Here is a 19,138-nt window from a genome sequence, read left to right on the forward strand (position 1 = left end):
AAGGGGTGACCCCGGAGTACTGGTGGGGACACTGCAACGGCTGGGCGGCCTACGTCGTCGCCGAGGACGGCGGGCCGCCGCAGCGCGACATCCGCGTGAAGCTCTCGGGCGGCAAGGTGACCACGTGCGCTTCGGTGGAGACGGGGTGCATCCTGTTCCGCACCGCCGATATCGAGGCGCTCATGACCGAGCTGTACCACAGCGACTCGGCCACGATGTCCGGGCGGCGCTGCGAGGCGCGGGAGGACCTCGTCCAGCGCGATCAGTATGGCAGGCCCGTCGATCCGGCGTGCCGCGACCTGAACCCCGGGACGATGCACATCGCCATGACCGGCCTCCTCGGGCTGGGCGCAAGCTCCATCAGCTCGCCGTCCAGCGCTCGGGCGCGGCGCGCGTTCGTCGTCGACTACACCTGGCACCGCGAGGTGTGGAGCTACCCGGTCACGTCGTTCGCCATCGACACGATGGCGGAGGTGAGCGCGCAGGAGGCAGCGCGGCTCGTCTGTAACGGCGGGTTCCAGGGGGCGGATTGCTACAATTACCGGTTCAACCCGTACGCGAGGCGCTTCGTCCGGGTCAGCGGGCGCTACGGGATGGTCTCGGACGAGGTGAGCCCCGAGCAGCTCCTCCAGCCCCCCGCGCAGCGCAACCTCCCGGTCATGAACGTGGAGCTCCACTACGTGCTCGAGCTCGACGATCGGCTGGCGGTGATCGGCGGCGAGTGGATCAGGAACCCCGCCCTCGTCAACGGAATCAACGGCAAGCAGCTGCACCCCGACTACCTCTGGCTCCCGGTGAGGGCGCAGGGCCCAGGGGAAGACGCCGACGATCTTGGCGGCTCCACGGACAACCCGTACATCGCGTACTCGCGCGCAAAGGCGCTGCTCAATCTGTCGCGCGCTGCCGTGACGGGGAGCAGGCCGTCAGAGTAACTCCGGCGCCGCGCCGCCGCGCGCCGGTCTACGATGGCGTCGCCATGGTGCACCTGGACGAGACGTTCGCCGCGGCGCTCCGCCGCGCGGACGTGCGGTGGCTCGCCGAGCACGTCGACGAGGCGCGCTGCAGCAAGGAGATGCTCCGCCAGCTCGTCGAGCACGAGGACGAGCGCGTGCGGTACCTCGGGCTCACGTGGATGGCCCACGCCGCCCGGCGCGAGGGCAGCGCAGGGCGGCGAGAGCTCGCGGCGCTGCTCCCGCGCACGCTGCGCACGCTGGACAGGACGCCGGAGGTCGCGCTGCTCCTCGCCGGGCTCTACCGCGAGCTGTGGCCCTCCCTCCCGGATCAGCGCCTCCCGGCGTGGCGCGAGGCCTCGCTCCCCGCCGCCGTTCGCGTCGCGTGGCTCCGGACCGAGATCCTCACGCGGCCAGAGGCCCTCCGCGGCGAGCCCGCCGGCGAGCTCCTCTACCAGGCGCTCCACGCGCTCGATCCGGCCGAGATCCCCGCGCCCGAGGCGCTCCTCCCCGAGCTCGCGGCGCGCCGCGTTCCGGTCCTCGCGGCCGCGGCGCTCGACCTCACCCGGCGCTGCCTGCGCGCGGCGCTGCTCGCGCCCGAGCAGGCGCGCGGGGTGCTCGCCGCGCTGCTCGAGGCGGCGGCGCCCGCGATCGTCGCAGGCGCGCTCCGCGAGCTCGCCGCGCCCTGGGCCGTCCTCGCCGGCGCGCCGCTCCCGGGCGCGCGCCTGGAGCAGCTCCTCGGCGGCGCCCCCGAGGTGGCCGCCGCCGCGCTGGAGACGGCGGCGCGCCACGGCGAGGGCGCCGCGCTCCGCGCGTTCGTCTCCCGCGAGGACGCGCCGCCGCGGCTCCGGCAGCGGGCGCTCACGCTCCTCGGCGAGCACGCGACCCGCGAGGACGTCGGCGCCATCCTGAGCGTCGCGGCGGGCGATCCGCTGCTGCTCGGCCCGAGCGCGATCGCCTGCCTGCGCGCGCTGCACCGGCGCGGGCACTTCCCCGCCCCGGAGCACGCGGCGGCCCTGCTCGATCTCGCCCTCGCCGATCCCACGATCGCCGCGGAGGACGTCGCGGCGATCGCCTTCACCTGCCGGCGCGCGCTCCTGTCGGCGCTCGCCGCGGCGCCGGGCGGCGACGCGAGCTGGCCGCGCCGCGCCGAGATCATCGTCGCCATGGCGCGGCAGGGCGCGGCGGATCTCCCGCTCGGCGACGCGCTCGCCGAGAAGCTCCGCGACGCGCCCTCGCCCGCGCCCCTCCTGCGCGCGCTGGGCGCCCTGCGCCACGCGGCCGCGGAGGACGACGTGCTCGCCGCCCTGCCGCGCGCGCCCGCCGCGGCCCTGGAGGCGCTCGCCGCGATCGGCGGCCCACGCACGGCGGAGGCGCTCCGGGCCGCGCTGGGCCAGGACGGCGCAGGCGCGGCCATGGCGCCGTACCTCCGAGGCGAGCGCCACCGCGCCGCGGCGCTGCTCTGGCACCTGACGGAGGATCCGGCGGACCGGCGCGCGCTCGTCGCCCGCCTGAACCCCCGGGACCTGCCGGCCGAGATCGCCGCCGACCTCGCCGGGGCCGAGGCGGCGGAGCTCGCGGTGCTCCAGCGCGCGGTGAAGCGGTGCACGCCAGCGGACGCGCTCAGGGCGCTCGCGCGCGCGGGCGACGCGAGCGCGCTCCCGGCGATCGCCGATCTGCTGCTCCGGATCGCGGCGGACCACGCCGCGGCGTGGGTCCCCGGCGGGCCAGCCGAGCCGCCCGATCGCGACCTCGACCGGGACCCCGCGCGGCCCGCGGAGCCGGCGATCCCGGACGATGTCGCGGAGGCGATCCGCGGCCTCGGGCGGCGGCTCCACCAGCGCCGGAAGATCCGGCCTGTCTGCCTCCTCGACGCCGCGAGCGAGAGCGCTGCCGGCGACGCGCTGCTCGCGGGCCTCGCCCTCGATCTCCTCGACCGACCCGGCGTGTCCGCGGGCGAGCGCGCGCTCCTCGTCGACCTGCTGCGCTCGGCGCGCGGTCAGGCCGCGCGCTCGCGCGTCCCGCGCTTGCTGCGCCACCGCGATCCCCGCGTGCGCAAGCGCGTGATCGCGCTGCTCGCCGAGGACGGCGCCGAGGCGCTCTCGGCCAGCCTGACGCTCCTCACGGGCGCGGGCGACGTGCAGACGGCGAGGCAGGCGCTGCGCGCGCTCGGGGGCATGGAGGCGCGCTGGGCCTGCCCCGCCATCGCCGCGTGCCTCGATCACCCGAACATGAGCATCAAGAAGACGGCGGCCGAGGCCCTGGCGCGGGCGGGCGGGCCCGAGGCCGTGCCGAAGCTCGTCTTCTGGCTCGGCCGCCACGACAACCCGGGGCTGCGCGCGGCGCTCGAGGCCGCGCTGCGGGCGATCGTCGGGCCGGCCTGCGAGGCGACGCTCCTCGCCGCCGCCGGGGCCGCGGAGGACGAGCGCGCCCGCGACCGGCTGCTCGACGCCCTGAGCGGCAAGCTGTCGGCCCAGGCGATCCGGAGCGGGATCCGCCAGGGATCGGCCGCGGCGGCGCGGCTGCTCGAGCGGGTGCTCGACGGCGAGATCGCCCTCGCCTCCGGGACCGCCGACGAGCTCGCCGTGGAGATCGAGGCGCACGGCCTCCCCGCCCGCGAGCGAGGGCGGCCGGGCGCCGCGCGTCCCCCAGGCGCCGCGGACGCGCCCGCAGGCGCCGCGGACGCGCTCGCTGCCGCGCTCGCCCGCGACGGCTGGGACGACGCGACGGCGCGGCGCCTGCTGGAGCGGCAGGCGGCGCTGACGCAGCGGTGGCTCGCCGCCCTGCGGAAGCTCGCGCCGGAGTGGCTCCGCCTGGCAGCGGACGAGCCGGCGCTGCGCGACGCGGCGCTCCGGCTGATCGTCCGCGCATCCACCGCCCCGTGGTCGCCCGTCGAGGCGCGCCTGTACGCCCGGCACGCCGCGGTGCTGCTCGACGGGCTCGCCGCGGCGGCGGCCGATCTGCGCGACGGGCTGCTCCCGCTGCTCGAGGAGGCGGCGCCCGAGCTCGCGCGCGCCGAGGCGCTCGGCGTCGCGGCGCGCGTGCGCGGGCTCGCGCCGGCGCCGGGGGCGCGCCGATCGCCGCTCGCGCTGCTGCGGCGGTGCGGGGTGATCCTCGGGCGCGCCGACGTCGATCAGGCGCTCGCGATGGCGCGCGCCGCCGCCGATCCGTGGACGGCCGAGCCGGCGATCCTGCGCGAGGCGTTCGGGGCGTCGGCCGAGGCGGGCGATGGCGAGGATCCCGAGGGCGCGGCCGCGTGGCGGGCGGCGCTCCGGGCCGCGGCGCTGGAGCCGGTGGCGCTCGCGGCGCTCCGGGCGGGGCCGCGCGGCGGCCTCGGCTCGCGCGCGCAGCTCGCCGCGCTCATCGAGGTGTTCCCGGCCGCGGCCGAGCCGGCGCGGCCGGCGCTGCTCGACTGGATGGAGTCGCTCCAGCCGATCGGCGCGCCGCCCTGGACCCTCGCCGAGCAGGCGGCCGCGCCGAGCGGCGACGCGCGGGTGCCCCGGCCGTTCGATCTCGACCAGCCGCGCTCGGCCGCGCTCCGCGAGCGCCTGCTCTCGATGCTGGCCGCGCCCGCGCCCGAGCTCCGGAGCAAGGCCGCCGTCGCGCTCCTCTCATGGCCGGAGCCCGACGCCCGCGCCGCCGTGCTGCGGGCCTACCTGCGCGGCGACGTGGACGGCGTCGACCGCCCGGGGCTGCCCTCCCTGGCGCCCTCGCTGCTCGATCTCTCCGAGGAAGAGCTCCGGGGCGACCCCGCCGACGAGGCGCGCCGGGAGCGCGCGGCGCGCCTCGCGGCCCAGCTGATGCCGCCGGAAGCGGAGCGCCTGTTCCCGCAGCTGCTCTCGTGGTGGGAGTCGGGCGCGCCGGCGACGCGCGCGGCGGCGGCCCAGGCGATCCGCCGCGTCGCGCCCGACGCGCGGGCGGCTCGGCTGGTCGATCGCCTCCGGCAGGGGGCGTGGGGCTACCTCGATCTGGTCGCGGGGGAGCGGCTGCTCCGGACGCCGGAGCTCGAGGCCGTGGTGGAGCGCCTCCGCGCCGAGGGGCGCGCCGATCTGGCCGGGCGGCTGTCGCTCGACGACGGCCCGCTCCGGCCGCCCGGAGGGGGACGCGCGGCCGAGGACGCGCGGGCGCTGGAGGCCCTGCGCGCGCGCCCGGAGCCACAGGCGCCCGAGGCTAGCGACCGAGGTCCGGCGCGGCAGGAGCTCGTGCGGCTCGCGCGCGCAGGGGACGCGGAGCAGGCGCGCCGGGCGCTCTCGGCGCTGGCCGGGGCGCCCGACGGGGAGCTCGCGGCGCTGCTCGTGGAGCTGCTCGGCGATCGGCGCCCCCGGGTGCGGCTCCACGCGCACCGGCTGCTCCGCGACGCGGTCGATCGCGCCGCCTACCTGCGCGCGACGTGCGCGCTCCTCTCGGATCCGCTGCCGGACGTGGTCCGCTCGGCGATCCGGATCCTCTGCTTTGCGCCGTGGCCGCCGGCGCTCCCCGCGATCGTCGGCCTGCTCCTGCACCCGCACGCGGTCGTCCGCCGCGCGGCCGCGGAGGGGCTCGGGCACGTGGGCGCGCCGGCGCTCCCCGCGCTCAAGGACGCGCTGGGCCGCGCTCGGCCGGACCGGCGCGAGGTCTATGCAGAGGTGATGAGGCGGATCGAGGGGCGGTGAGCGCGCGGGGCGCCGCTCCTCAGTTGACGCGCGGCCCCGGCGCATCCCCGGGCGCCGCTCCCGGCCCGAGCTCCCCTGCCCCGGGCGCGGCCGGCGGCGACACGACGCCGCGGTCGGGCTCGCCGAGGACGCAGGCCTCCTTCCCCTCGACGACCTTGCAGCGGTAGTCGGCCGGGCATTTCCCCCCGCAGGGCTGCCGCACACACATGCCCGTGGCTGCGTCGCACGCCGTCCCGGTTGGACACGCCGCGTAGCAAGTGTCGTAGATCGCGCGGTTTGCGACGGTCGACCCGGCCGCACCGGCGAGGGCGGCCGCGGCGTCCACGTAGCCCGTGCCGGTGACCCCGGTGCTGGCGTTCTCGTCCCGGTGACGATCGCCACCAGGTGATGTCTGCACCGCCCTCGCGCCGAGCAGGAACTCCGGCGGTCCCTTCCGCGAGGTGAAGCACCCCGCCAGGATTCCAACCGAGCAGCAGGAGATCAGAAGGACGGTAATTCGCATAGAAGCGAGATCCTCCATACACACCGAAACGATTCCACGACAATACAGGAGCACACTCCGGTACCATCGACGCGATGCAGGGGAGGGAGACGAGGTGAGTGAACCTGTGCACCTAACGCCGTGGCCCACACCACTCCGCTGGGAGGTACCGCCCAGGAGCTGGAGCGCCGGGAAAGCGTCGAGCCTGACCGTCACAGCGGGCGGCGAGACCGACCTGTTCCTCGATCCGGAGCGCACCCGGGGCGCGCTGAACGCGCCGCGCTTGCTCGGGACGCCGCACGGGGACTTCCTTGCCAGCGCGCGGGTGACGGTGGGCTTCTCGGCGGTGCGCGACGCCGGCGTGCTGCTCCTCTGGGCGCACGAGCGCTCGTGGGCGAAGCTCTGCTTCGAGCTCTCGCCGGAGGGCGCCCCGACGGTCGTGTCCGTGGTGACCCGCGGCCTGTCGGACGACCGCCGATCCTTCGAGGTCGACGCGGATCATGTCTGGCTGCGCGTCTCGCGGCTCGGGCGGGTGTGCGCGTTCCACGCCTCCACCGACGGGACGACATGGCACCTCGTCCGCAGCTTCTCGCTGGGCAGCACGGCGGAGCTCGCCGTCGGCTTCTCGGCCCAGTCGCCCGCAGGCGACGGCTGCACGGCGGTCTTCGACGACATCCGCTTCGCGCCGCGCCGGCTCGGCGACCTCCGCAGCGGAGACGCCGTGTACGGCGACGCGCTGGCGCGCGCCGGTCAGATGCCGCCGCTCACCGGGCTCGCCTTGCCGCTCCCGCACGTGCTGTGAAGCGCGGGCCGCGCGATGGCGCGCGCGGCCTCGTCCTGCGCGCTCCCCCGCGGCGCCCGTGAGCGCGCAGGATCCGGCGTGACGGCGGCACCAGGGACAGGCGAAGGCGCTCCCGGGTGTCCCTGGCGCGTGGCGTCTTGTCCCTGGCACGCCGGCGTCTTGTCCCTGGCACGCCGCGTCTTGTCCCTGGCACGCCGGCGTCTTGTCCCTGGCACGCCGCGTCTTGTCCCTGGCACGCCGCGTCTTGTCCCTGGCACGCCGCGTCTTGTCCCTGGCACGCCGCGTCTTGTCCCTGGCACGCCGCGCCTTGTCCCTGGCACGCCATACCTCGGCCCTGAGGGCGGTCCGCATGTCCCTGCCGGCAACTCCGTAGGTCGCTGTCGGCGCCGGTCGTGTCCCTGGCCAGGATCTCCACGTCCAAGTCGCTCGATTTCGTGTCCCTGGCGGCGTTCTCCATGTCCTGTCGCCAGGCTCCGTGTCCCTGGCGATCGTATCCATCTTCGATGTCCCTCGTTTCCCTGGCTCTCGTGACGTTCTCCGTGTCCCTGTCGCACGATTTTGCCCCGAGAGCAGAGACGCCTCGGTATTCGAAGTGAAGCCAGTGACGCTGTAGCGTCGGGTGACAGACGCCCCGAGCATAGCCCTTGCTCATGAATCCGACGAGGCTCGCGAACGGAGACCACCGGGGCTCCACCGCAACGGGTCTCGTCGTCGGCAACGAGTCTACGTCGTAGAAAGAGGGGAAGTATGAGCAATCGTCGCAATCTCCAGAACTGGCTCGGCATGGCGCTGGTGACAGGGCTCGTCTGCGTCTCCGGCTCCGCCTGCGTGGGTTCCATGGATCCGTCGGTCGACAGCGAAGAAGCCGGCGAGACCGAGCAAGCGATCGTGACCGGGTTCGTGGCAGGGAGCAGGCTCGATTGCACGATGTCGGGCCCCACCCCGACGGGGAGGCGGTGGGCATATCTGATCGTCGGCAATGACCAGTCCACCTGTTACCGGACTCCCAACATCCATCGCGTGGACCTGGCGCCGGAGACCGCCATCCACTGCCACTCTCTCGGCAGGAGCATCGGATGTGATTACATCCAGGACCTCTAGGTCCCATCCCATCAGGCGGACGCGCGCGGCGGGGCGGCTCGGCCGAGCGTGACCATCGCCGCGGTCCTCGTCTGCGCCTGCGCGCCGAGCCCCCTCCTCGGGTGGGCGTTCTGCTGATCTCCCTGGCCGTTTCCCTCGCTCGCCGGACCCGGTAGCCTCGGGGCCGATGCTCGAAGAGAACACCCCTCAGGGGCCGCCGGCCGGCGCGAGCGCGCGCCGGGTCGGCGCGCTGTGACGGCGAGGCGCCGCTGTCGGTCGACGAGATGATCTCGCGCGGCGTGACCGCGGCCCGCGGATCAGGAAACATCCTGATGGCGTGCCGAGGAACGGCACATCGCAGGAGGCAAAGCACCATGACCAGAGATCTTCGCGCGCGCATCATGCACATCGTGGGAGCCGGCATGTTCACCGGCCTGTCGCTGGCTGTCGGCTGCCTCGATGGCGCCGTGGAGGGCGCGAATACAGGCACGGGCGCCGGCGGTCAGGGCGGCGCTGCGGGTCAGGGCGGCGCCGGCGGTCAGGGCGGCGCTGCGGGTCAGGGCGGCGCCGGCGGTCAGGGCGGCGCTGCGGGTCAGGGCGGCGCCGGCGGTCAGAGCAGCGTCCAGACGAGGTGCTTCTCGCTGGAAGAGATCCAGCAAAACGCCGACGACGGGGACGGCGGGGCCGGCGGCGCGGGAGGGAACGCCGAGGCCTGCCCGAGCGACTATCATCCGAACCCCGTGTCCTGCGTGAGTTACGAGAATGGCCGGCTGGAGGACGGCCAGTGCTGCTACGATGTCGACGACCCGGGCATCGGCGCCTGCGGCCGCCCGTTCCTCGTGGGCGGCGCGCCGCGCCTGGCCGGCGTCGAGGCGCGCGCCGACTGGGTGCTCGATCCCGCGGCGGACGACGTGACAGCGCTCGATCCCGCGACGCGCGCCGCCCTCGCCGATGCGTGGCTCGCCGACGCGCGCCTGGAGCACGCCTCGATCGCGTCCTTCGCGCGCTTCACGCTCGATCTGCTCGCCCTCGGCGCGCCGCCCGCCCTGATCGACGCCGCGCAGCGCGCCCTGTCGGACGAGCTGCAGCACGCGAGGGCGTGCTTCACGCTCGCGAGCCGCTACGCCGGCCGGCCGCTCGGCCCGGGGCCGATGGCCATGGACGGCGCGCTCGGCGCGCCCACGCTCGCCGGCGCCGCGGCCAGCGCGGTGCGCGAGGGCTGCGTGGGCGAGACGCTCGCCGCGCTCCTGGCCAGCGCGCAGCGGGACCGCGCGCGCGACCCCGAGGCGCGCCGTGGCCTCGACAGGATCGCGGCCGACGAGGCCGCTCACGCCGAGCTCGCGTGGGCGTTCGTGCGCTGGGCCGTGGCGCGCGGCGGCGAGCCGGTGCGCGCGGCCGTGGCGCGCGCGTTCGACGAGGCGCTCGCCCAGGTGCGTGGCGCTCACCCGGGCGAGCGCGCCGGCATCGACGCCGCCGCGTGGCGCGACCACGGCCGGCTCACCGAGGCGGAGCGGGCGCGCTGTCACCTGGACGCCGTGCGCGACGTGATCGCGCCGTGCGCAGAGGCGCTGTTGTCCGCGCCCCTCTCCGCTCCCTCGCCCGACGCCAGCCCCGGCGCCGCGGCGTCGCCCTCGTGAGAGGATCCAAGAAAGCATCCATCCCCCTGCCCCGGTCGGCGTCCGTCGAGATCAGCCGATATCAGCCGGCGTCAGTGGACATCCGTCGGCGTCGGGCGACTTCAGTCGACGTCAGTCGACGTTGAGCCTCGCCGCAATGCCGCGCTGATGACCCAGCAGTTTCAAGCAGTTGTCGACAGATGGCGGCAGCAAAAAAACATCGCTGAGCGTGTCGATCTCGGGCCCGCCCGTTCGTCGTGACGGTAGAACCGGGGCGCATCCGGTCAGTGCTGTCCGGACGACCCGCTTCGAACGAGCTCGACCCAGGAAGAGGAGATACGACATGCGATCCATGATCACCACGGAACCGGCCATCAACGACGCGAAGGCAGCGCGGGAGCGGCCGGATCACGCGCCGCCGCGCTCCGATCGCCGGACGAGGAGCGCGGTCGTGAGGCGCGTCTCGATGGCAGCGTGCCTGTTCGTCGCCGCGTGCGGCGGCGCGGAGGACGCCAGTGATCCGGAGCTGACCGGGGGCGGCGGCGCGGGGGGCTCCAGCGATCCGGATCCGACCGGGGGCGGCGGCGCGGGAGGCTCCAGTGATCCGGATCCGACCGCGTGGAAGGACATGAACTTCGAGCAGCGCGTCGCGTACATGAACACCGACGTCCTGCCGCGGATGAAGGAGGTCTTCGTGGCGTACGACCCGGCGTTCGAGACCATGGACTGCACGACGTGCCACGGCGCCGACGGGGCCACGCGCGCCTACGCCATGCCGAGCCCGGAGATCGCCGTGCTACCCGACACCGAGGAGGGGTTCCTCGAGTACGTGCAAGACCCGGAGCACCCCGAGCGCGCGGAGTGGAGCACCTTCATGTTCGAGAAGGTCGTGCCCGAGATGGCCAGCCTGCTCCAGCGCGTCCAGTACGACCCCACGACCGGCAATGGCGACTTCTCGTGCAACAACTGCCACACGCTGGGGTCGGTCGAGCCGTGAGGCCGTTCGAGGGGGGATGAGCAGCGCTGACCTCGGCCCCCTCGCGCCCGTCGGCGCACCTCCGCCCGCCGGTCCGCGTCCTCTTGGGATTGGCGCCTTCGTGTTGGTTTCGTCCCATCAGGCGCCCTGATCCGCCAGGTTCGATCGGATCACCCTGCCCGGCCAGAGCGCTCCGCTGCTGCCGAGCCGGCGGCCACGGCAGCGCCGCGGGGCCCGCGCGCGCGACGGCGAAAGCTCGATCGCCGTGCGCCCGGCCCGGTATATCTCGGTCCAGAGGAGGTCTCCCATGTCCGACCCGACCGAGATCGCAGAGTGCAACGCGCAGTTCCTGGCCGCCTGGATCCACTTCAGCCGCTGCCTCCCCGGCCACCGGATCGAGCACACGGACGGTGTCTCCGTCATCCTCTCGGGCACGGGCATGGCCCTGCTCAACATCGCCACGCTCTCCTCGCCGGCTGGCAACCTCACGGATCTGGAGCGCCGCGCGCGCATCGGCGCCGAGCTCGCCCGGACCGGCGGCGTTCCCTGGTTCTTCGCGCTGTCCGACAGCTGGGCGCCCGGCGGCGACGCGGAAGCGACCGCCGAGCTCCTGGCCGGGCTCGGCTTCCAACCTGCGGTGTCGATCATGGGCATGGTGGCCGACGCGCTCCCCACCCCGCGGCGGGAGATCGCCGGCCTGGAGCTCAGGCGCGTGGGCGACGCCGAGACGCGCGCCGCCGTCGCCGATCTCAACTCCGTCGCCTATGGCCTCCCGCTCCCCATCGGGCGCGCCGCCCTGGCCCACGAGGCGTTGTGGGACGACCGGGCGTTCGGGCGGGTCGGCTACGTGGGCGACCAGCCGGTATGCTGCGCGGCGACGTTCATGGTGGCGGGGATCCGGTACGTGGGCTTCGTGGCCACCGCGGCCGAGCACCGGCGCAAAGGCTACGCCGAGGCGGTGATGCGCTGCTGTCTCGACGACGCGCTGAGCGCCACCGGCGCCCAGAAGACCGTCCTCCACGCGACGGACCTGGGGCGGCCCGTGTACGACGTGATGGGCTACCACGCGGTCACGCGCTTCGCCTTCTACACGCCGCCGCCGGACTACCTGCCGCCGCCGCAGGCCTGATCCCGCGCGCCCCCGCCTACCACCCGCACGTCTTGCCGCGGTTCTGCTGGTCGAGCCAGTCCTTGAGCGGCCCGAAGTAGTCGAGCAGCGCCGCCGCATCCATCCGCCGCGATCCCGTCACCACCTCGAGCGCCTCCGGCCACGGGCGGCTCCGCCCCATCTCCAGCATCCGCCGGAGACGCTCGCCGGCCTTGTCGCTGCCGTAGATCGTGCAGCGGTGGAGCGGCCCCTTGTACCCCGCTGCATCGCAGAGCGCGCGGTGGAACTGGAACTGGAGGATATGGGCGAAGAAGTACCGGATATACGGGACGCTCGCCGCCACATGGTACTTCGCGCCAGGATCGAAGTCCGACTCGGAGCGAGGCACCGGCGGCACGACGCCCTGGTACCTCCTCCGGATCTCCCAATAGGCCTTGTTGTATGCCGCCGGCTGGATGTCCCCCGAGAACACCCCCCAGCGCCACCGGTCGACCGAGACGGCGAACGGCAGGAAGGCGATCTTCCCGAGGGCCTCGCGGAGGAGGAGCGAGAGATCGCTGGAGGCAGGGGGCAGCTGGTCCACGAGCCCGATCCGCTGGAGGTACTCCGGACTGACCGAGAGCCCGATCGTGTCGCCGATGGCCTCGTGAAACGCGGGGTTGGGGCTGTCGCGGTACAGGAGCGGCAGCTGGTTGTACGCCCGCTGGTAGAAGGTGTGGCCGAGCTCGTGGTGGATCGTCTGGAAGTCGCCGGCCGTGATCTCGATGCACATCTTGATGCGCAGATCCTCCTCGTCGTCGATGTTCCACGCGCTCGCGTGGCAGACGACGTCGCGATCCGCCGGCTTGACGAAGAGCGACCGCTCCCAGAAGGTGGCCGGGAGCGGCTCGAACCCGAGCGAGACGAAGAAGCGCTCGCCCGTCTTCACCATCTCGATCGGCGTGTACCCCTTCGCCTGCAGCGCGGCGTCGAGATCGTAGATCGGCGCGGCGCCCTCGGGCTCCATGAGATCGTAGATGTTGCTCCAGTCCTGCGCCCACATGTTGCCGAGCAGATCCGCCCGGATCGGGCCCTTGCCGGGCGCGACGTCCTCGCCGTACTTCGCGGCGAGCCGGCCCCGCGCGTAGCAGTGGAGCGCGTCGTAGAGCGGCTTGACCTGCCCCCAGAGGCGATCGACCTCCCGCGACAGCACGCCGGGCCGCATCTCGAATTTCGAGCGCCACGCGTCGCCTGTGTCCTTGAACCCGAGCTCGCGGGCGCCCTCGTTCGCCAGCTGGACGAGCCGCGTGAAATCGCCCCGCATGGGGGCAGAGACCGTGTGCCAGCCGACCCACGCCCGCTTCAGCTCCTCGGGGTCGCGGCTCTTCGCGAGGGTCCTGCTCAGGTCCTCGAGAGTGAGGCACTCGCCGCTCGCGGGGCAGTACTTGCCCGCTCCGTACATGGCCTCCAGCCTCGACGCGATGGTCGCGACCTCCTTCGTCTTCGCGGGATCGGCGGGTGCGTAGAGCGTGAGGGACGTTCGCAGGAGCTCGAGCCGGCGGCGGACGTCGTAGGGCAGATCGAGGTCGAGGAAGCGGGCGGCCCGCTTCGCGTAATCGGCCTGGACCCCGAGCAGCTTCGCGCTCGCCGCGGCCGCGAGGATCTCGGTGTCGACGGTGATGTACGTCGCCGCCACCCACGCCGCGCGGTTGTTGTAGGTGCTGAGCTCGTGCAGCTCCGCCTCGGCCGCGTCGATGAACCGCGCGGCCTCCTCCGCCGCCGGGTCGGTGGCGGGCTGCGGCGGCGTGGGCGGTGCGGGATCGGAGCAGGCCGCCGTGAGCGCGAGCATGCCGCAGGGCAACGCGACGACGAACATCGGAATGCGCACCATTTCTCGCCGCTCCTCGATCGCGGACAGCTCCGGCGTACGACCGTCCTTCCACCCCGGACGCGCGGAGGGCGCGGGGTGCGCTTCGGCGCCGCGATCCTGGTGGGGCTCCTAAGGCCGCTCGCCGGCTCCAGCAATCCTCTCGGGCGCTCGGCGGCGAGGGCCGAGAGGCGGCAAAGTCCGCTCGATCCAGGTCATCGCGCCAGCCTGGAGGTGGCCCCTCGCCGCAAGATCGCTCACGATCCGCCGGAGATGGGCAACTGCCCACGGAAGGGAGGAAGCGAACATGGCCGTCCAGCTCAATCACACCATCGTCCCGGCGCGGGACAAGACGACGTCCGCTACCTTTTTGACCGAGATCCTGGGCATCTCGGCGCCGGTGCCGTTCGGGCACTTCTTGACGGTACGGCTCGACAACGACGTGACGCTCGACTTCATCGACACCGACGACGAGATCCGCTCCCAGCACCTCGCCTTCCTGGTCAGCGAGGCCGAGTTCGACGAGATCTTCGGTCGAATCCGCGAACGCCAGATCCCGTACTGGGCTGATCCCAGAGCGCAGCACCCCGGGGAGATCAACCACCATGACGGCGGGCGCGGCGTCTACTTCCCCGATCCCGCCGGGCACTTCCTCGAGATCATCACGCGCCCTTACGGCAGCGGCGGCGGATGACCGAGCGATCGCTCGGTCGGGGGCAAAGAGCCCCTCCTCGATGAGGGAGGCTCGCAAGGTGACCCCCGGCGGGCCTGCGCGCCCTGCCTGGGTCGCAGCGAGCGCGCCGTGTCGGAGCGTTGCGCGGTAAGGTCAACCTCACCATTTCCTCCCGCGCGTTTCCTGTCTAGCTTTGGGTCCATGCGTCGCACCTCCACCTTCCTCGTCACCCTCGCCATCGCCGGCTGCGGCGGCGCCCCGAAGCCGCCGCCGGAGCCCCCGCAACCCGCGCCGATCGCGGCCGAGCCCGAGCCGGAGCCCGAGCCTCCGCTCGACGACGCGCCGATGCTCGACGTGATCGCCGCGCAACCGACCGAGATCCTGCTGGACGGCAAGCCCATCGGGACGACGCCGATCTCGGGGCGCAAGGTCGCGCCCGGCACGCACGAGGTGACGTTCGTGGACCCGGAGCGCGGCAACCGGACCATGATGGTGACGCTCGAGCCCGGCGACGCGAAGACGGTCCAGTCGGACCCGCCACCTTCCCTCGTGGAGTCGAGCGGCGGCGCGACGGGCGACAAGCAGGGCGAGAAGAAGAAGTAGCGTCATGCGTCCCGCGAGGAGCGGAGGGAGAGCGATGACCACGACCCATCGATGCTTGCCTCTCCCGAACCACTCGCCGAAGCGGCCTTGCAAGGAGGGCCAGGCGGACCTCATCGTGCTGGCGCACGCCCTCCTGGACGACCCGCACTGGGCCTATCACGCGGCCAAGAAGCTGGGAGTGGAGCAGCCGAGCCGCGTCCTCCCGCCGCCCTACTGGCACTGGCTCAAGCGCTGAACAGAGGACGCTGGCCGTCCCCTCGTCCGCGGCTATCTTCGACCGATGGGGGAGCGATGGAGCGTCCGTCGATGGTTGTGGGAAGCGCTGCGAGGGCGCGCTGTCGAGCCATCGAGACCTGCCCCCTCGCGGGTCAGCCCTTCCTGCTACAGGACGCCGGCCCCTCACGGGGAGCCCCGACGTGACGGCTCACTCCCCCACGCTGCCGGCGATGCCGTCACCTCCGACACGCCGCTGACCGCGTTGATGCTCGGGTCCCAGGAGCGCCGCTGGAAGACGAGCGAGCTCGATACGGTGCGCATCGACCCTCCAGGGCTCTTCGATTCGTGGTCCGTCCTCGGGGTGAGCCAGTGGTTCTGGCAGTACCAGCGCCGCAACCTGATCCTCTTCGAGCGAGGAGAGCGCCGATACATCTACGTTCCCGCGCGGCGGGCCCTCGCGTGGGCCGTGGCGGATGGCGTCGTGCCCCCAGGCGCGCTCGAGGAGCGGGCGCGCGAGAGGGCCGAGCACACAGGGCGCCAGTGCCCAGTGGAGCGGACGCGCCTCGATCACCTGCGCGGCTGCGCGCTCGACAGCGCCCCTTTCGGGGCCGGATGGGCGGCGCTCGTCCAGCGCGTGCGCGGAGAGGCGCCGCCGCAGCCAGGCGACATCGATCTCGCGACGCTCGTACACCGGGATCTGTGGAGGGCCGCCGACGCCGCGCGCCTCGAGTTCCTGGCAGGCGCTTTCGGGGTCCTGGACATCCTCGCCGTGTTCAACGGGCTCGGCAGCCACGAATTCACGCTCCCACGCGTGCTCTTCGGCGGAGAAGCCGAGCAGCTCATCGAGGAGCGCCTCGGCGGCCGCACACCAGGGCACGTCCGAGACGAGCTGCAGCGCGGAGCAGCTGGCGCGCGGTGGAGCGACGGCCCGCGGCGGCTGACAGCCGTCGTGGATCGGCGTCACGCGCTCGACGGTTGCGTGGGCGGCCATGAAGCGGAGCTCGCGCTGGTCCGCCTGGAGCTGTCCACGAGCGGATGGGTGTACGAGCGCAAGGTGCTCTGGGCCGACGCGGAGGAAGGCGAGCCGATGAGCTGAGCTCCGTCGATGCCATCTACGACGGTGCCTTCGAGCTGGAAGCCGACTGACCTCGCAGAGTTTCACCGCGGGCGGCCGGATGTGGCAGCATGGGGCCGGAGGAGACCCTACCTTGCGCCTCGGGATCGATTTCGGAACCACGCGGACCGTGGTCGCGTGCTGCGATCGCGGGAACTACCCTGTCGTCAGCTTCCAGGACGCGGCGGGGGACACCGTGGATTTCTACCCCTCCGTGGCCGCCGAGCGGCGGGGGGAGCTCCGGTTCGGCTTCGACGCCCTCGCGGTGGCCTCGGACCCCGAGTGGACCGTGCTCCGGTCGTTCAAGCGGGTGCTCTCCGGCCCGCGCGCGTCGCCCGACGTCGAGGTCGAGATCGGCGGGACGAAGCTCCGGGTGCTCGATCTCCTGACCCTGTTCCTGCGGTCGCTCCGCGACGCCGTGCTGAACAGGTCGAACCGGCCCAAGAAGGACGACGACGGGCGCCTCATCTCGGTCGTGGCGACCCCGGCGAACGCGCACGGGTCGCAGCGGTTCGTGACGCTCGACGCCTTCCGCCGCGCCGGCTTCGAGGTCATCGCGCTCCTGAACGAGCCGTCGGCCGCCGGCTTCGAGTACACGCACCGCCACCGCAGCACCATCACGTCGAAGCGCGAGCACATCGTCGTCTACGACCTCGGCGGCGGGACGTTCGACGCGTCGCTGGTCCACATGACCGGGCGCAGCCACGACGCCGTGACGACCGCGGGCCTGAACCACCTCGGCGGCGACGACTTCGACGCGGCGCTGGCCTCGATGGCGCTCGACGCCGGCAAGATCGAGGAGATCGAGCGCGAGGGCCTGCCGGCGCGCGCGCTCGCGGCGCTCGCGGATCAGTGCCGCGAGGCGAAGGAGCGGCTCAACCCGAACTCCCGGCGCATCGTGATCGACCTGGAGGCCTGCCTGGGCGACCTCTCGCCCGCCCGCGAGGTGACGATCGCGACCTCCGACTACTACGACCGGTGCGTGCCCCTCGTGGAGTCGACCATCACGGCGATGCAGCCGGTGATCGCGCGCCTCGACGCCGGCGCGGGCGAGGCGCTCGCCGACATCGCGGGGATCTACGTCGTCGGCGGCGCGAGCTCGCTGCCCATCGTCGCGCGGACGCTGCGCGAGCGCTTCGGGCGCCGCGTCCATCGCTCCCCCTACCCCTCGGCGGCCATCGCGATCGGCCTGGCCATCGCCGTCGACGAGGACGCGGGCTTCGAGCTCTCCGACCGGCTCTCGCGCCACTTCGGGGTGTTCCGGGAGGGCAGCGGCGGGGACGAGGTGGTCTTCGACCCGATCTTCGACCGGGAGGCGCGCATCCCGTCGAGCCGCGAGGCGCCGGTGGTCTCGCGGCGGGTGTACCGGGCGGCGCACAACGTCGGCCGCTACCGGTTCGTCGAGTGCGCCGCGCTCGACCGGCTCGGCGTGCCCCACGGCGACATCACGGCGTTCAACGAGGTCGTGTTCCCCTTCGACCGGCGGCTCCGCGACCGCGCCGCCGAGCTCGGCGGGGTGACCGTCGAGCGCATGGGCAATGAGGGGCCGCTGATCGAGGAGCAGTACGCGATCACCTCGCACGGGATCGTCGAGGTGACGATCACGGACGTGGAGGCAGGGTACCGGCGCGTCTACCAGGTCGGGGCGTGAGGGCATACGCGATGCCCGAATCGAGCGTGGACCGCACCAGGAGCCCGCCCAGATCCGCCCCGAGCTCGACGAGCGTCCGCGCGATGGCGGGCTGGATCCCCGTCAGGAGCACCTGCGCGCCGAGCAGGTTCACCGCGCGCGCCGTCCGAACCAGCGCGCTCGCGACCTGGGTGTCGATGGTCGGCACGCCCGTAACGTCGAGGATCACCATCGAGGCCTGGTGGGCGACGATGCCTGCCAGCAGGATCTCGAGCACCTGCTCAGCCCGCGGCGCATCGATGTTGCCGATGAGCGGCATCACCACGACGCCGCGCGCGATCGGCAGCAGCGGCGTGGAGAGGGCGCGCAGCCTGGCCTCCTGCAGGCGGATGATCTCGTCCTGAAGCCGCTGGGCCTCGGCCTCGGCCGCTCGGCTTTCGGTGACCTCCACGGAGATGCCGCACACCGCATGCAGCCTGCCTCGTGAATCCAGCAGCGGGAACCTCGTGGTCACGAAGGAATGGACGCGGCCATCGATCAGGAGCTGCTCCTCCTTGACGAGCGGCGCCTCCATCGCGATGACCTGCCGCTCCGACTCCGCAAACGCCTCGGCGAGCTCCGAGGGCAGGACATCGCGATCGGCGCGCCCGAGCACCGCGTCCCGGGAGAGGCCCATGAGCCGCTCGAAGTGCCTGTTGACGAGCGCGTAGCGGCCGTTCAGATCCTTGACGTAGACGGCGCTGGGCGCGTGCTCCACGATTGCGGTGACAAATGCCGCGCTGTCCTGGTACGCCTGTTGGGCGCGCATCCTGGCGGTCACGTCGAGGTTGATCCCGATCACGTAGCGCGCGCTGCCCACGTCGGCCGCCGACATCCTCGTCTCGGTCCAGACGGTGCGGTCCTCGGTGCGCTCGAGGCCGGCGTCGGCCGTGTTGTACGCGGTCGGCGCCATGATCACGCCTCCGCCGCTCCGGATCACCTGATCGAAGTGGGCAGTGTATCCGCCCGCCATGGCGACAGGGTCCTCGTACATATTATGCTTGCCGACCATGGCCTCCTTCGACGGAACGGCCAGTATCTCGCGGTTCCGTCGGTTGATGTCCACGAGTACGCCGTCGGCGCCGTAGAGCGCCGACGGGACCGGCAGGTGCTCGAAGACGCCCTGGTACAGCGCCGCCTGCGCCTCCGCGGCCTGGGCGCGCTGCTCCAGCGCCTTGACCTCGCAGCGGAGCCGCTCCAGCTCAGCCTGCAGTCCCTCGATGTCCATGCCCCCCAGGATCATCGAATCTGCCCTTTCAGCTCGCGAGTGGCCATCGCGCTCAGGTCGTATACATTCATTATTGCACGCTGGACACTTACATGTTCTGTCCAGCATTGCCAAGCCGATTTGC

General features: G+C 73.1%; 15 protein-coding genes (1 of these 15 only partly in view). 12 read left to right on the plus strand and 3 right to left on the minus strand.

All coding sequences use genetic code 11. The features are described from left to right. Both WMF34_RS20575 and WMF34_RS20580 read left to right on the plus strand, forming a co-directional pair. Positions 1-932: the 3' portion of a hypothetical protein gene (locus tag WMF34_RS20575; protein ID WP_437994277.1), read on the plus strand. The gene continues 535 nt to the left of window position 1, outside the view; the window shows 932 of its 1,467 coding nt (coding positions 536-1,467); its start codon lies off the left edge, out of view; the stop codon is at positions 930-932. A gap of 44 nt (positions 933-976) precedes the next feature. Further along, on the plus strand, positions 977-5,602 hold the full coding sequence (locus tag WMF34_RS20580) for a HEAT repeat domain-containing protein (RefSeq protein ID WP_437994278.1): 4,626 nt from the start codon (positions 977-979) through the stop codon (positions 5,600-5,602). Positions 5,603-5,621: 19 nt separating this feature from the next. Here the strand turns inward: WMF34_RS20580 and WMF34_RS20585 are convergent, their stop codons facing one another. After that, positions 5,622-6,104: a hypothetical protein gene (locus WMF34_RS20585; protein ID WP_437994279.1), complete on the minus strand. Its 483-nt coding sequence runs from the start codon at positions 6,102-6,104 to the stop codon at positions 5,622-5,624. A 106-nt stretch (positions 6,105-6,210) separates the two neighbouring features. On the opposite strand from WMF34_RS20585, the gene WMF34_RS20590 reads away from it, so the two are divergent. The 5 genes from WMF34_RS20590 (at position 6,211) to WMF34_RS20610 (ending at position 11,686) form a co-directional block, all read left to right on the plus strand. After that, positions 6,211-6,885, plus strand: coding sequence for a DUF1349 domain-containing protein (locus WMF34_RS20590; RefSeq protein WP_044965342.1), 675 nt, complete (start codon positions 6,211-6,213; stop codon positions 6,883-6,885). Between the two features lie 747 nt (positions 6,886-7,632). Continuing rightward, on the plus strand, positions 7,633-7,986 hold the full coding sequence (locus WMF34_RS20595) for a hypothetical protein (RefSeq protein WP_012236605.1): 354 nt from the start codon (positions 7,633-7,635) through the stop codon (positions 7,984-7,986). Positions 7,987-8,339: 353 nt separating this feature from the next. After that, positions 8,340-9,602 (plus strand): ferritin-like domain-containing protein, encoded by a 1,263-nt coding sequence (locus tag WMF34_RS20600; RefSeq protein ID WP_437994280.1) that lies wholly within the window; start codon positions 8,340-8,342, stop codon positions 9,600-9,602. Between the two features lie 322 nt (positions 9,603-9,924). Then, complete coding sequence (locus WMF34_RS20605; protein WP_437994281.1) at positions 9,925-10,578, plus strand: hypothetical protein; 654 nt, start codon at positions 9,925-9,927, stop codon at positions 10,576-10,578. Positions 10,579-10,864: 286 nt separating this feature from the next. Then, a complete protein-coding gene (locus WMF34_RS20610) occupies positions 10,865-11,686 on the plus strand; it encodes a GNAT family N-acetyltransferase (RefSeq protein ID WP_437994282.1) in 822 nt (273 codons plus the stop codon). A gap of 16 nt (positions 11,687-11,702) precedes the next feature. Here WMF34_RS20610 and WMF34_RS20615 read toward each other — a convergent pair whose 3' ends face one another. Beyond that, positions 11,703-13,535, minus strand: coding sequence for a M2 family metallopeptidase (locus tag WMF34_RS20615; RefSeq protein WP_437994283.1), 1,833 nt, complete (start codon positions 13,533-13,535; stop codon positions 11,703-11,705). Positions 13,536-13,818: 283 nt separating this feature from the next. Between WMF34_RS20615 and WMF34_RS20620 the strand changes: the two genes are divergently transcribed. From WMF34_RS20620 to WMF34_RS20640, 5 genes are all read left to right on the plus strand, one after another. Next, on the plus strand, positions 13,819-14,205 hold the full coding sequence (locus WMF34_RS20620) for a VOC family protein (RefSeq protein ID WP_437994284.1): 387 nt from the start codon (positions 13,819-13,821) through the stop codon (positions 14,203-14,205). A gap of 180 nt (positions 14,206-14,385) precedes the next feature. Next, the gene (locus tag WMF34_RS20625; protein WP_012236611.1) at positions 14,386-14,787 is read left to right on the plus strand and encodes a PEGA domain-containing protein; all 402 of its coding nucleotides are present in this window, start codon (positions 14,386-14,388) and stop codon (positions 14,785-14,787) included. 34 nt (positions 14,788-14,821) lie between these two features. Further along, complete coding sequence (locus WMF34_RS20630) at positions 14,822-15,022, plus strand: hypothetical protein (protein ID WP_437994285.1); 201 nt, start codon at positions 14,822-14,824, stop codon at positions 15,020-15,022. Between the two features lie 246 nt (positions 15,023-15,268). Next, a complete protein-coding gene (locus WMF34_RS20635; RefSeq protein ID WP_437994286.1) occupies positions 15,269-16,099 on the plus strand; it encodes a hypothetical protein in 831 nt (276 codons plus the stop codon). A gap of 112 nt (positions 16,100-16,211) precedes the next feature. Beyond that, on the plus strand, positions 16,212-17,768 hold the full coding sequence (locus WMF34_RS20640) for an Hsp70 family protein (protein WP_437994287.1): 1,557 nt from the start codon (positions 16,212-16,214) through the stop codon (positions 17,766-17,768). Here the strand turns inward: WMF34_RS20640 and WMF34_RS20645 are convergent. Continuing rightward, on the minus strand, positions 17,719-19,122 hold the full coding sequence (locus WMF34_RS20645; RefSeq protein ID WP_437994288.1) for a PAS domain-containing protein: 1,404 nt from the start codon (positions 19,120-19,122) through the stop codon (positions 17,719-17,721). The two genes, WMF34_RS20640 and WMF34_RS20645, sit on opposite strands and share 50 nt — an antisense overlap. Between the last annotated feature and the right edge of the window lie 16 nt (positions 19,123-19,138).

This window comes from Sorangium sp. So ce145 (genome assembly GCF_051525985.1).
In the GTDB taxonomy this organism is placed as follows: Bacteria; Myxococcota_A; Polyangia; order Polyangiales; family Polyangiaceae; genus Sorangium; species Sorangium cellulosum_B.